Genomic DNA, 13,326 nt, shown 5'->3' on the forward strand with positions numbered 1-13,326 from the left:
TTAATATTCTAGTTTGGTTTTTACTATCAGAAAAATAATTAGTTTAAGAAAAATATAAATAGAAAAAAGAATTGATAAAATTTTTATTTTCTATTGTAATATTGTTCATGGGAAAGTGCTTTATTAATTATTAAAAATTGAAAGGGTTTTTTAATAAGAAATCAAGCGCGTTAAGTTTTCTAATTAGAAAGGAGTTATAAACTTATGAAGAAAGCTGTTTTACTAGCTGCAGTATGTTGTGGTGTTGTTGGCTTAAGTAGCTGCTGCCGTATCGTAGATTGCTGTTTTGAAGATCCTTGTGCACCTAAGTCCTGCAATCCTTGCAACGCTTTCAACAAGAAAGACAACGCATGCAGTCCTTGTGGTACCTACACACCTTCTTGCTCGAAGCCTTGTGGCTCTGAATGCAATTCAGGAGTTCAAGGACCTCAAGCTAAAGGTTGTACATCTCCAGACGGTAGATGCAAATAATAAGTAATGGTTCTTAACTATTTACTTAAATTAGTTAGGTAGTTAGGAGGTAAATTATTTCCCTGCTAACTGCCTTTATGAAAATAAACTTAAATGTTGAGGGTAAGAGTTCGTAACTTTCTACCCGATGGCAGAAGAAAAAATAACACACGCGATAGGAGATCCCTATGTCCAAACTCATCAGACGAGTAGTTACGGTCCTCGCGCTAACTAGTATGGCGAGTTCATTTGCCAGCGGGAAGATAGAGGCCGCTGCTGCAGAGTCTCTTGCTACAAGATTTATTGCCAGTGCTGACAACTCAGATGACAATATCTTGCAGACAACAGCCAAGAAAGTTAGATTTGGCCGTAATAAAAATCAAAAACAAGAACAAAAAAATAATAGCCCTTGCTGTGATAAAGAATTTTATCCTTGTCAAGATGGCTCATGCCAATCATCAGTAGATACAAAACAAGAGTCTTGCTACGGCAAAATGTATTGTATACGTGTTAACGATGATTGTAACGTTGAAATTAGCCAAGCTGTACCTGAATATGCAACAGTAGGATCTCCTTATCCTATTGAAATTCTTGCTGTAGGTAAAAAAGATTGCGTTAATGTTGTTATCACTCAACAACTTCCTTGTGAAGTTGAATTCGTAAGCAGTGATCCTGTTACAACACCTACTTCCGATAGCAAATTAATTTGGACAATTGATCGCTTGAGTCAAGGTGAGAAATGCAAAATTACCGTTTGGGTAAAACCTCTTAAAGAAGGTTGCTGCTTCACAGCTGCTACTGTATGTGCTTGCCCAGAGCTTCGCTCTTATACCAAATGCGGACAACCTGCTATTTGCATTAAGCAAGAAGGCCCTGATTGCGCTTGCTTACGTTGCCCAGTTTGTTACAAAATCGAAGTTTGCAACACAGGTTCTGCTGTAGCTCGCGGTGTTGTGGTTGATAACCCTGTACCCGATGGTTATACTCACGCTTCAGGACAACGTGTTCTTTCCTTTAACTTAGGAGATATGCGTCCTGGTGATTTTAAATCATTCACTGTAGAATTTTGTCCTCAAAAAAGAGGAAAAGTTACTAACGTTGCTACTGTATCTTATTGCGGAGGACATAAATGTTCTGCCAATGTAACTACTGTTATTAACGAGCCTTGTGTACAAGTAAATATCTCCGGAGCTGACTGGTCTTACGTATGTAAGCCTGTAGAATACACAATTGTTGTATCTAACCCAGGTGATCTTAAACTTTACGATGTTGTTATAGAAGATACGACACCATCAGGAGCTACGATTTTAGAAGCTGCTGGAGCTGAAATTTGCTGTAACAAAGCTGTATGGTGCATTAAAGAAATGTGCCCAGGAGAAACTCTTCAGTTTAAAATTGTTGCTAAAGCTCAAAATCCAGGCAAATTCACAAATCAAGTTTCAGTAAGAACAAACTCTGATTGTGGATCATGCACTTCTTGCGCAGAAGTTACAACTCATTGGAAAGGTCTCGCAGCTACTCATATGTGCGTAATCGATACTAATGATCCTATTTGCGTAGGTGAAAATACTGTATACCGTATTTGTGTAACTAACCGTGGTTCTGCAGAGGATACTAACGTTTCATTAATTCTTAAGTTTTCTAAGGAATTACAACCAGTTTCTTCTTCAGGTCCAACAAAAGGAACCATTACAGGTAATACAGTAGTATTTGATGCTTTACCTAAACTAGGCTCTAAAGAATCTGTAGAGTTTTCTGTAACATTGAAAGGGGTTGCTCCTGGAGATGCTCGCGGAGAAGCTATTCTTTCTTCAGATACTTTGACAGTCCCTGTAGCAGATACGGAAAACACACACGTTTATTAATCTTTTAAATTTCTTTAAAAGTTTTTAAACGAAAAAGCCGTCCTAGATTATTTCTAGGGCGGTTTTTTTGTTTTAAGCTTCTTGAAAATCTTTGGAATTTCTTGGAGGCTCATCTTCATAAAAATCTAAAAAAAATTCAATTAAAAATTTTAATTAATGCCAGAGTTGGTTAAACTTTTTCGTCTTACGTGTTTAGAGAAGGAGTTTAACATGGCAACGGGTGTAACAAATAATGTGAACACAGTCGATCTAATCAGGCCAGGATTAGAGGGTGTAATAAAAGACGACAAAGTACAGGTAACTTTGATTAATTCTATATTGGGATGGTGCAAAGTACATATAGTTGATCCAATAAAAACATCAAAAATTGTAAAATCAAGAGCATTCCAAATTACAATGATCGTACTTGGAATTATCCTACTTGTTGCTGGTTTGGCTTTAACTTTTGTACTGCAAGGTCAGCTTGGCAAAAATGCCTTCTTATTCTTAATCCCTGCGGTTATCGGTTTGATTAAACTTCTAGCCACTTCAGTGTTTATGGAACAGCCTTGTACTCCAGAAAAATGGCGTTTATGCAAACGTCTTTTAGCAACAACTGAAGATATTTTAGATGATGGGGAAATGAACAATTCAAATAAGATTTTCACTATGGAAAGTTCTGAAACAAACATTACATCTGATACATCTGGATCATAGTTAAAACGGAATAGTCATTAACTTTATAATATTTTGAGATATTAGGAGGCATTTAGCCTCCTAAAGGAATGGGAGACTTACGCTCTCTTAAAAGAATCATATCTTTTAAAATATTCACAGATTCTTCCATCTGTAAATCATTGCTTCCAAAAGGTCGAATTGCCTCTGAGGGATCTTTTAGTTCATCTAAAAAGATCTTGTAGTTTTTATTTTCACTTAGTCGTTGTTTACTATTCGCAGTTAACTGAGGAAGTATCTCTCTCCATACAGTCTCTTCTTTCTGTAAGTTTGGAGTATAGTACTTTTGAAACCATGGACGCATATGGGAATCCAGATCTCCTAAATTATCATTCATCACATTATCACAACTATCCGCAGGTAGGGGATGTTCTAGATAACGTTCTCCTAAAGGTTCTTCAAAATAGCGCGAAGCGATATGGATATCAGAGCGTACACCCTGAAGTTGCGTAGATTTCCCAGAAGGAGAATAGTATTTTCCTACAGTAACTTTGAAGAATCCCTCTTTATCAGAATCTGCGGTAATTGTTTGATGTTGGATTGTCCCTTTCCCATAGGTCTGTTCGTCACCAACAATTATAGCTACGCCATAATCCTGAAGCGTTTGAGCAACAATTTCCGCAGCAGATGCGGAGCTTTTCGAAACAAGAATGGTTAAAGGACCATCATAGAATTTCTTAGGAGACACCGTGCGGTAACGTTTGATACTGCCATCTGCATAGCGGGATACAACGACGACTCCATTAGTCATAAATAATCCTGAAACTTTAATGGCCTGTGAAAGAAAACCTCCCGTATTTTCTCGGATATCTAAAACTAACCCTAGGAGATTCTTATCTTGTAGACTTTGAATCGCACGTTTTAGATCTTGTTCACTAGAGATTTGATTTTCTCCTTCATAAAAAGAATGCAGGGTGATTTTCCCAATAACCCCATTGCCATAAGACTCATAAGAAACATCCACACGACGATCATCTAAACTGATCTTTTCACGTTTTAATTTCACCGTGCGGTTTTGATCTTGGCTATGTACATCTAAGATGACTTCAGAGCCTTGGGATCCTCTAAGGCAGTCTAATACAGCTCTAAAGGGAAGATTTTCTATGCTTTTGCCGTCAACACGATAAATCACATCATCAATATGCAGGTCTCCAGCTTTATCCGCAGGCCCTCCAGGAATGATCTCTTTTACAATAACCCCATCAATATCTTCTTTTAAGATTACACCAATTCCGCACATGCCTTTTTCTAATTGAATACGCATAGCAAGGGCTTCATCTTTACTAAAGTATGTTGTATGAGCATCCAAACTGTGAGCCATAGCCTTGACTACACGAACATGGAAGTGATGGGATTCCTCTTGAGGTGACATGGGGTTCCCGTAATCATTCAAACCTAAATAAGAGTTCTCATATGCTTCGAGTTGGCGTACACAGAGTTTAGTTAAAGGGGCTTCCTTGCCCTGATATCTATCTTTAGAACTATCTGATAGATACACAGAAATGTAGGAGAGGAGTAAAGAACGCTGTCTTTCTTTTACTTCTTGGGTAGACTGTGCCCAATGCTTAGGTTTTTTAATAAGTACATGTGTAGAAGCTTCTTTAACTAACGTCTCAGGATCAGATAACCATTCAGTTCGCCACTGACGTGCTCGAATAATACTATCTTTAACTACACGATTTAAATTCTGATATACTGAAAAATTATTCGTTTTATAATTTTTCAACAGACGCTTTTTGATATCTGTAGATTGGATAAAATTACTTACTTCTTGTTCTGTAAGATAAGCTTTGTGAGGGTCGAATGCTTGGGAGTATCCTATTAATGAACGCATGAGGATATCGGAAGAGATATCTTGAACATCGACATGATATTCAATTAACTTATCGACAGTTTTTCGAATGTCTTCTTCATGTAGTAATTCAGAAGCAAAAGAGAAACTGGGTAAGCATGTTAGAACAAGAGCGCAAAGACGTAGTATTTTTATCATTACAAATATCTTTGTTGATCATGGATATTCGTAACATCGACACAAAATCCTCACGCTTGAGCGAAGATTTTTAATCTCAAAAAAAAACTATTTAGAATAAACAAGTTGGTAAAAAAAAATATTTTTTCTAAGATAGCACATCGAAAGGACGTAATCTGCTGCACACATCACAAAGTGTGTTGATCAATAATATTCCGGCTGCAATGAAAACTAAGAAGGAGCCGATAACAAAGTAGGCTCCTGAAAAAGGTAGTGTTGCTTGGGGAAGGAAACTTAAACCAGAAAAAATCAAAGCAAGAATCAAAAATACGGCAGCCATCGCGATCATCACAACATTACGCGAAGAAGCGTAGACTTGTTGTTGACAATCTAGACGTAAAGAACTGACTGGAATTTCCGTAGTCATGGGTTTCCTTCGACTTAAAGAATAAATATTATAAAAAAAATGACATAAGAAAACACTTAAAATAAAAGTTTTAAATCTAATATTGCTTAGATTGTTTTTGAGACTATGCATTATCTTTACTTTTTCGCATTGATAGCTTCTTTTTTAATTCCCGGAGATTTTTCTTACGCATATTCTGAAAATTTTCCTTGGATAGCACCTAAATCTCTTACCATACTCGGTAGTCCTTTTATTGACGTCGTCCTCGATGTTCATGGAGAATTTATTGAAAGTTGCAACTTGAAAATTGGAGAGATACAAACTCTAAGTGCGTCTGATGTAAAAAAAATTTTTTTTATGTATAAAGGAGCTTTTCCAGAAGACCCTATCCGAGTGACGAGGAAGGAACCTCTAAGTCTTACAGAAGATCAGTTAGCAAATTTGGGTATCACGAGTTTACGTAACGGGAATCCCTACTTTAATTATCTAAAGCAGACTGAGTATGGCCCCGCATTTAATGAATTAGATCAATTTCGGCTAGTCTTGCGGTGTCCGAATCAAGAAGATACCTTATGTTATTTTTTTCAAAACGTTCCTGAATGTTCAACAGAACTGTGTCTATCTCCCGATGGAGGCTATACTCTGATTGATAGTGAATTGTTCATTTCCGGCTACTGTATAGAAAGTTTTTTAAAAAAGACTGGAAACCAGGCGCAGAAAATTATGCTCGATCTCAATAATTCACGCATTGCTTGTCAGTTTAGGGATCGAATTTGGTCATTGTTGCCCTATATAGACGTTCTTTTTTTGTCTGAGAGTTCAACAGAAGCTTTAACGGGCATTTCGCATCCAACTATAGCAAGGCGCTTGCTTTCTCGGGTCATCCCTATGATATTTATACAAAATGTATCCGAAGATGGATCCCGTATTTATTTTATTCAAAATGGGAAAGAAGCAGCTTATTGTTCAAAACAAGATCTCCAGCAAATAGTTTTGGGATTTCTTTTTGGTTATATTAACAATAATGTAGTAGATTATTGTTTCCACTCTACTGATCTTTTGATTGATAATGCCTAATTTCTTCTCCTGTGAAGGTGAGAGTCGTTTTTTCAATTCTAAAACTGAAAAATAAGTTTTTCATAGTAGAATGATTTTTTTGAATATCAGATGATTATATACCGATTCGCATCTAAAAATAAGCCCTTGCAAACAAAGGGATCCTTACTCTATATTTTCCCCCTTATAGTAGTTAGGTTGAATTGAGAAGGATACATGCCAACCATTAATCAATTAATACGTAAAAAGCGTCAATCTAGCGCGTCTAGAAAGAAATCTCCAGCCTTGCAGAAATGCCCACAGAGACGTGGCGTATGCCTACAAGTGAAGACAAAGACTCCTAAAAAGCCGAACTCAGCTTTACGTAAAGTTGCCTGGGTGCGCTTGTCTAACGGCCAAGAAGTTATCGCCTATATTGGTGGTGAAGGGCATAATTTGCAAGAGCATAGCATCGTTTTGGTTCAAGGTGGTAGGGTTAAAGATTTGCCCGGTGTTCGTTATCATATTGTTCGCGGAGCTCTAGACTGTGCTGCTGTCAAAAATAGAAAACAAAGCCGTTCTCGATACGGAGCAAAGCGTCCTAAGTAGGACTATTCTTTATTTAGGAATGAGAAGTTAGAGGTTAATTTATATGTCAAGACGACATGCCGCTGAGAAGAAAGTAATTCCAGCAGATCCTATCTATGGAAGTGTAACCCTAGAAAGGTTCATTAATAAAGTTATGATGCATGGAAAGAAAAGTATCGCTAGAAAGATTGTTTATTCTGCTTTAGAAAGATTTTCTAAGAAAATAGGGGCAGAGAATGTTCTAGAAGCTTTTGAAGAAGCCTTGGAAAATGCAAAGCCTTTACTTGAAGTTCGTTCTCGTCGTGTTGGTGGAGCTACATATCAAGTTCCTGTAGAAGTTGCCGCAGGACGAAGAGATTGTTTGGCTATGCAATGGATTATAAAAAACGCCAGAGCGAAGCCTGGAAAATCTATGGAAATGGGATTAGCAACCGAGCTCATTGATTGTTTCAATAAGCAGGGAGCCACTATTAAGAAACGTGAAGATACCCACCGTATGGCTGAAGCGAACAAAGCATTTGCTCATTATAAGTGGTAAAGTAATATTTAATCTCGGTTTGTAAGAGGCATAACAAGTTCATGAGTGATCAGGAATTCGATTTAAGCAAAATTAGAAACATCGGTATCATGGCACATATCGATGCGGGAAAAACGACAACTACGGAAAGAATTCTTTATTACGCTGGAAGAACTCATAAAATTGGTGAGGTTCATGAAGGCGGGGCCACCATGGACTGGATGGAACAGGAGCAAGAAAGAGGCATTACGATCACCTCTGCTGCAACGACTGTTTTCTGGCAGGATTGTAAAATCAATATTATTGATACTCCTGGACACGTAGACTTCACTATTGAAGTTGAAAGATCTCTTCGTGTTTTAGATGGTGCTGTAGCTGTATTTGATGCAGTGTCTGGAGTTGAGCCTCAATCCGAGACTGTATGGAGACAAGCGAATAAGTACGGTGTCCCTCGAATAGCTTTCGTAAATAAAATGGATCGTATGGGTGCAGATTACTTTGCAGCCGTAGAATCCATGAAAGAAAAACTTGGCGCTAATGCCATCCCCGTACACTGTCCTATTGGTGCTGAAAGCCAATTTGTTGGAATGGTGGATCTGATTTCGCAGAAGGCTCTATATTTCTTAGATGAAACTTTAGGCGCTAAATGGGAAGAACGTGAAATTCCTGAAGAACTTAAAGAGAGATGTGCGGAGCTCCGGTATGCACTTCTTGAAGAACTTGCTACAGTAGATGAAAGTAACGAAGCTTTCATGATGAAAGTTCTCGAAGATCCAGATTCTATTACTGAAGAAGAAATCCATGACACGATGCGCAAAGGGGTTATTGAAAATAAGATTAACCCTGTATTGTGTGGAACCGCATTTAAAAACAAAGGTGTTCAACAGCTTCTCAATGTTATCGTGAGATGGTTACCTTCACCTAAAGATCGCGGTGTAATCCATGGAATTAATCTAAAGAACAACGAAGAAGTTTGTTTAGAGCCTAGGAAAGATGGGCCTCTAGCTGCTCTTGCGTTCAAAATTATGACAGACCCTTATGTTGGTCGTATCACCTTTATCCGTATCTATTCAGGAACTCTTAAAAAAGGTTCAGCAATTCTTAATTCTACTAAGGATAAAAAAGAGCGGATTTCTCGTTTATTAGAGATGCATGCTAATGAAAGAACCGATAGAGACGAATTTACTGTTGGAGATATTGGTGCTTGCGTAGGTTTAAAATATTCAGTTACAGGGGATACACTTTGCGACGATAATCAGGAAATTGTTCTCGAGCGTATTGAAATTCCTGAACCTGTGATTGATATGGCTATTGAGCCGAAATCTAAGGGAGATAGAGAGAAATTAGCTCAAGCATTGAGTGCGCTTTCAGAAGAAGATCCTACTTTCCGTGTTACTTCAAATGAAGAGACTGGACAAACAATTATCTCTGGAATGGGCGAGCTACATTTAGATATTCTTCGCGATCGTATGATTCGCGAATTTAAAGTGGAAGCTAATGTTGGTAAACCTCAAGTTTCTTATAAAGAAACAATTACCAAGAATGGCAAGAGCGAAACGAAATATGTGAAACAGTCTGGTGGTCGTGGACAATATGCTCACGTTTGCCTCGAGATTGAACCTAATGAACCAGGAAAAGGCAACGAAGTTGTCAGCAAAATTGTTGGCGGAGTTATTCCTAGAGAATATATCCCAGCGGTTATGAAAGGCGTAGAAGAAGGCTTAAATACAGGTGTTCTTGCCGGTTATGGTTTAGTAGATGTTAAAGTAAACATTGTGTTTGGATCATATCACGAAGTGGATTCTAGTGAGATGGCATTTAAAATATGCGGTTCAATGGCTGTGAAAGAAGCTTGTAGAAAAGCTACTCCGGTGATTCTAGAACCTATTATGAAAGTCGCGGTAACGACTCCTGAGGATCATTTAGGAGATGTTATAGGTGATTTGAATCGTCGTCGTGGAAAAATCTTAGGTCAAGAATCTTCACGAGGTATGGCACAAGTGAATGCCGAGGTTCCTTTAAGTGAAATGTTTGGATACACAACATCTTTAAGATCTTTGACTTCCGGAAGAGCAACATCAACAATGGAACCCGCCTTCTTTGCTAAGGTTCCTCAAAAAATTCAAGAAGAGATTGTTAAGAAGTAAGGAATATATGAAGCAGCAAAAACAGAAAATTCGTATTCGTCTGAAAGGATTCGATCAAGGGCAGCTAGATCGATCAACCGCAGATATTGTTGAGACTGCTAAAAGAACAGGCGCTCGTGTAGCAGGTCCTATTCCTTTGCCTACAAAGAGGGAAGTATACACTGTATTGCGTTCTCCTCACGTAGACAAGAAGTCTAGGGAGCAGTTTGAAATTCGTACGCACAAGCGTTTAATAGATATCCTGGATCCTACAGGAAAAACTATAGATGCTCTAAAAATGTTAGCTCTTCCAGCAGGGGTTGATATTAAAATCAAGGCTGCATAAGTTAATTTGGCTAGGCCATGCATTTATTAGAGAAATTTAAGGCTCAGAGGGTTTCTCTTCTCTCGCGAGAGCTCATTTCTTGTTGCGATTCTACCATCGCTTCTTTTGATGCAGGCCGTGTCTATCAATTGTTTTTCAGTACAACAGATTCTAATCTAACCTATAAGGTAGGGGATTCTTTGGCCGTGTTTCCAAAGAATCCTATAAGTGTTGTTGAGAAGATTCTCGAATGTTTAAGTTATTCTCCAAAACAACTAGTACAGACTCGAGAATCCTCTCACGTTACTTTCTATGATTTCTTAAGAAGCCACGCAAATGTAGATAAAATTCCAGCGAAGCTTAGGCCCTTTTTCCCTGATGCACAAGATCCTATAAATTTTTATGATGCTATTCAAAAATACAAACCTAATATCCCTATAGAGCTATTTGTACACAGTGTCTTACCTTTGCTACCCCGCTTTTATTCGATAGCCTCTGCTCCACATCCCCAGAAAAAAAAGATAGAACTTTTGGTTAGGCTTGTAAGTTATCCTGGAGAGTACGAGCAGCGTCATGGAGTATGTTCTTTCTTTTTATGTGAGGAATTAGAGCTAGATGAGAGCTGTTATGCATATGTACAGCCTACCAAGCATTTTACCATTGGAAATCACGTTCATAATAAGCCCATTGTCATGATTGGCTCAGGGACAGGAATTGCTCCGTATAAAGGTTTCTTACAGCAGCGTATTTATAATAAAGATCCAGGAATGAATTTACTCTTTTTTGGAGAACGATTTGAAAAAGCCAATTTTTATTATCAGGATTTTTGGCAACAAGCTATTGACAACCAACTGTTGAAGCTTTTTTTAGCTTTTTCTCGTGATAGAGATGAAAAGATCTATGTGCAAGATCTACTCAGAAAAGAGGCGGACACAGTCTTGAAAGCCTATGAGGAGGGAGCGTATTTCTTTGTTTGTGGAAGTAAAGTCTTGGGGAGTGAAGTTAAAAAGGCTCTAGAAGATATCCTAGGGAAAGATAAGCTCTCCCAATTGAAGGAAGAGCGTCGTTATGTTATCGATGTCTATTAATTACAATATTCCATAACTGTGAGTACGCAAAAACATTGTACACCATCACCACAGCCAAAATCACTCAACCCTTCCCCAGATGTTGCAGTAATACCTACAGATCCTAAAGGAATGTTTAAAGCGGAGGCAATGCTTTGCCTCATAGCAGAGAGTTTTGGGAGAAATTTAGGACGATTTCCTTCAATAGTAATAGCTATATGAGAAATCATTTGGTTCGATTTTAAGGATTTCATAGCTTCAGATAAATACACACTACTATCGGTAATACCACGAGTATGGAAAAGCTCATCGGCAACTTCTCCTAGTATGATTCTATGAGTTACAGATGAGATAGCGTTGCAAATAGCGTGGAAGACAATATCACCATCGGAATTTGCTTGGAAACCAGGACTATTTTCAAAGATTACCCCGGCTAAAATGCAGGGCTTTGCAGAACTTTCGGAAAGGAAACGATGGCTATCTTGCCCGATTCCTACACGATAAATCCATTGCGGTTTAGGCAAAGGAGAGTCTTTTTCTGCGTTCATATTTATTGTACCGTTTTAATATTCCTTATTTTGAGATCATTGCTCTGTAATTAGGGTATAAATCGTCATAGGTTGGATTTTACCACAGTTTGAGAATCTCATGAGAAAATATACAAAATAATCAGAATTCACGCACCTATACACATGAAAATTCTTCTATATGAAAGCTTAATTGGATGAAAAATATTATTTTATTTTATCTAAAAAGTTAGAAAATAATTTATTTTTAATATAAAATGACTAATAAGATTGTAATTTTTAATTATAGCTATGCAGATTAGATTTCAAACAACCGAAGATTTTGACAATGCAGTAGGAAATTTTCCTAGAAAATGCCAAATGTTATTTCCTAGAGATGATGAAGGTCTTTGGGATATCTCTAGCGATTGGGATCTAATGAAGTCTAACGCTTTGAAAAATTCAGCTTTAGCAGCACTTCCTTTGATTGGTTCAATCATGGGATTAATTAAGTTATTCAGCGTATGGTCTGTTAATCTACGTGGTGAAAGTAAAAGAAAAATACTTGCTTATACAATCACTGGATTGATGGAATTCTGTGGGCTGGGGATTGTTACTTTAGTGCTGAAAATTCTTTGTTTATTTTTTAAAATTATTTTTACGGCATGTAAAAGTATTTCTTCTAGAATTAGAAGAGAGCAAATTCTTCCTGAATATCCCCAAGATGGTAGTTCTACACGTACCGGTCTGCTTTTTTCGTAAACTCTTTGATTAGAGTTTGTGTTCTTAGAAATATCATTGCTTTAAAGCGAATATTTCCCTATGATAACCTACTGAAATGGCTGGATAGCTCAGTTGGTAGAGCAGAGGATTGAAGATCCTTGTGTCGTCGGTTCGACCCCGGCTCCGGCCATACTCGGTTAACGTTCAACGTGTCTAGTTTTTCTTGGAAAACTAAAATCAAGGACTTTGTATTTTTTATAATTTCAAGGTTTGCTAAAGTATTTAGCAAATTTATTGAGTCCTAAGCACAGAATAAAGAATCATAAGGAAAGAATTAATGAAGTCTTACGCGATAATTCAGACCGGAAGCAAGCAATATCAGGTTACTGAAGGAGATGTAATTGACGTCGAATTGTTAGACGGCATTTCCGAAGGGCAAGAAGTTGTTTTCGATCAAGTCTTGTTTACTTTTGATGGATCTAAAGTTTCTTTGGGGACTCCTACGGTAAAGAACGCTGTAGTAAAAGGTCAGTTGCTTTCTCGAGTTCGTGGAGAAAAAGTAACGGCCTATAAATACAAAAGACGTAAAAATTATCATCGTAAGACTGGTCACCGTCAGAACTATCTTAGAGTAAAAATTAGTAATCTAGTAATGTAATCAACTGGTGGATAACTAAAGGATTTTGAAATGGCACATAAGAAAGGTCAGGGAGCAAGCCGTAACGGTCGCGATTCAGAGTCAAAGCGTCTCGGTATGAAAGTGGGCGCAGGACAAAGAGTTTCCACAGGAAGTATTCTTGTAAGACAAAGAGGCACTAAGTGGCATCCTTCACAAAACGTAGGTAGAGGTCGTGACGATACTTTATTTGCTTTAATAGATGGCATTGTTGTCACTAAGAAGACAGATCGTACATATATTTCTGTTCTTCCAGAATAAGTCTTAAAAGACTCTTCAAAAACCAATTATCTAGGAAGCTCTGTTTTTTGCTCACGCATAAAACGGGGCTTTTCTGTTTTAACAGCGTTTACGATTTA

Annotated in this window: 15 protein-coding genes and 1 tRNA gene; 13 read left to right on the top strand and 3 right to left on the bottom strand. The window is 37.7% G+C overall.

From position 1 onward, the window contains the following. The first annotated feature begins 204 nt into the window (after window positions 1–204). The 3 genes from C10C_RS00960 (at window position 205) to C10C_RS00970 (ending at window position 3,011) form a co-directional block, all read left to right on the top strand. A complete protein-coding gene (locus C10C_RS00960) occupies window positions 205–471 on the top strand; it encodes a small cysteine-rich outer membrane protein (RefSeq protein ID WP_117273870.1) in 267 nt (88 codons plus the stop codon). Between the two features lie 167 nt (window positions 472–638). Then, a complete protein-coding gene (gene omcB, locus C10C_RS00965) occupies window positions 639–2,315 on the top strand; it encodes an outer membrane complex protein OmcB (protein WP_117273871.1) in 1,677 nt (558 codons plus the stop codon). 210 nt (window positions 2,316–2,525) lie between these two features. After that, window positions 2,526–3,011 carry a cysteine-rich outer membrane protein gene (locus tag C10C_RS00970; RefSeq protein ID WP_117273872.1) on the top strand — a complete coding sequence of 162 codons (486 nt, stop codon included), beginning with the start codon at window positions 2,526–2,528 and terminating at the stop codon, window positions 3,009–3,011. Between the two features lie 52 nt (window positions 3,012–3,063). Here C10C_RS00970 and tsp read toward each other — a convergent pair whose 3' ends face one another. Both tsp and C10C_RS00980 read right to left on the bottom strand, forming a co-directional pair. Further along, window positions 3,064–5,019, bottom strand: a complete 1,956-nt coding sequence (gene tsp / locus C10C_RS00975) for a tail-specific protease Tsp (RefSeq protein ID WP_117273873.1) — start codon at window positions 5,017–5,019, stop codon at window positions 3,064–3,066. Between the two features lie 127 nt (window positions 5,020–5,146). Next, window positions 5,147–5,425: a hypothetical protein gene (locus C10C_RS00980; RefSeq protein WP_117273874.1), complete on the bottom strand. Its 279-nt coding sequence runs from the start codon at window positions 5,423–5,425 to the stop codon at window positions 5,147–5,149. Between the two features lie 105 nt (window positions 5,426–5,530). Here C10C_RS00980 and C10C_RS00985 point away from each other — a divergent pair, with 105 nt between their 5' ends. The 6 genes from C10C_RS00985 to C10C_RS01010 all read left to right on the top strand — a co-directional run bounded on the left by C10C_RS00985 (window position 5,531) and on the right by C10C_RS01010 (window position 11,083). Continuing rightward, window positions 5,531–6,481, top strand: a complete 951-nt coding sequence (locus tag C10C_RS00985; RefSeq protein WP_117273875.1) for a carbohydrate kinase family protein — start codon at window positions 5,531–5,533, stop codon at window positions 6,479–6,481. 195 nt (window positions 6,482–6,676) lie between these two features. Next, window positions 6,677–7,048 (top strand): 30S ribosomal protein S12, encoded by a 372-nt coding sequence (gene rpsL / locus C10C_RS00990; RefSeq protein ID WP_006342868.1) that lies wholly within the window; start codon window positions 6,677–6,679, stop codon window positions 7,046–7,048. A 43-nt stretch (window positions 7,049–7,091) separates the two neighbouring features. After that, entirely contained in the window at window positions 7,092–7,565 is a 474-nt protein-coding gene (gene rpsG, locus C10C_RS00995) for a 30S ribosomal protein S7 (protein WP_117273876.1), read from the top strand. Window positions 7,566–7,606: 41 nt separating this feature from the next. Beyond that, window positions 7,607–9,691 carry an elongation factor G gene (fusA, locus tag C10C_RS01000; protein WP_117273877.1) on the top strand — a complete coding sequence of 695 codons (2,085 nt, stop codon included), beginning with the start codon at window positions 7,607–7,609 and terminating at the stop codon, window positions 9,689–9,691. A 7-nt stretch (window positions 9,692–9,698) separates the two neighbouring features. Next, window positions 9,699–10,016, top strand: a complete 318-nt coding sequence (rpsJ, locus tag C10C_RS01005) for a 30S ribosomal protein S10 (RefSeq protein WP_006342871.1) — start codon at window positions 9,699–9,701, stop codon at window positions 10,014–10,016. A 17-nt stretch (window positions 10,017–10,033) separates the two neighbouring features. Further along, the gene (locus C10C_RS01010) at window positions 10,034–11,083 is read left to right on the top strand and encodes a ferredoxin reductase domain-containing protein (RefSeq protein WP_117273878.1); all 1,050 of its coding nucleotides are present in this window, start codon (window positions 10,034–10,036) and stop codon (window positions 11,081–11,083) included. Here the strand turns inward: C10C_RS01010 and ispF are convergent. Next, window positions 11,080–11,610, bottom strand: a complete 531-nt coding sequence (gene ispF / locus C10C_RS01015) for a 2-C-methyl-D-erythritol 2,4-cyclodiphosphate synthase (RefSeq protein WP_117273879.1) — start codon at window positions 11,608–11,610, stop codon at window positions 11,080–11,082. The two genes, C10C_RS01010 and ispF, sit on opposite strands and share 4 nt — an antisense overlap. A gap of 270 nt (window positions 11,611–11,880) precedes the next feature. Between ispF and C10C_RS01020 the strand changes: the two genes are divergently transcribed. The 4 genes from C10C_RS01020 to rpmA all read left to right on the top strand — a co-directional run bounded on the left by C10C_RS01020 (window position 11,881) and on the right by rpmA (window position 13,228). Further along, a complete protein-coding gene (locus C10C_RS01020; protein ID WP_117273880.1) occupies window positions 11,881–12,330 on the top strand; it encodes a hypothetical protein in 450 nt (149 codons plus the stop codon). 78 nt (window positions 12,331–12,408) lie between these two features. After that, a tRNA-Phe gene (locus tag C10C_RS01025) sits at window positions 12,409–12,481 on the top strand. A gap of 147 nt (window positions 12,482–12,628) precedes the next feature. Beyond that, window positions 12,629–12,949, top strand: a complete 321-nt coding sequence (gene rplU / locus C10C_RS01030) for a 50S ribosomal protein L21 (RefSeq protein WP_117273881.1) — start codon at window positions 12,629–12,631, stop codon at window positions 12,947–12,949. Between the two features lie 30 nt (window positions 12,950–12,979). Further along, window positions 12,980–13,228, top strand: a complete 249-nt coding sequence (gene rpmA, locus C10C_RS01035; RefSeq protein WP_117273882.1) for a 50S ribosomal protein L27 — start codon at window positions 12,980–12,982, stop codon at window positions 13,226–13,228. Window positions 13,229–13,326 lie beyond the last annotated feature (98 nt).

Origin of the sequence: Chlamydia poikilotherma, from assembly GCF_900239975.1 — a bacterium.
In the GTDB taxonomy this organism is placed as follows: domain Bacteria; phylum Chlamydiota; class Chlamydiia; order Chlamydiales; family Chlamydiaceae; genus Chlamydia; species Chlamydia poikilotherma.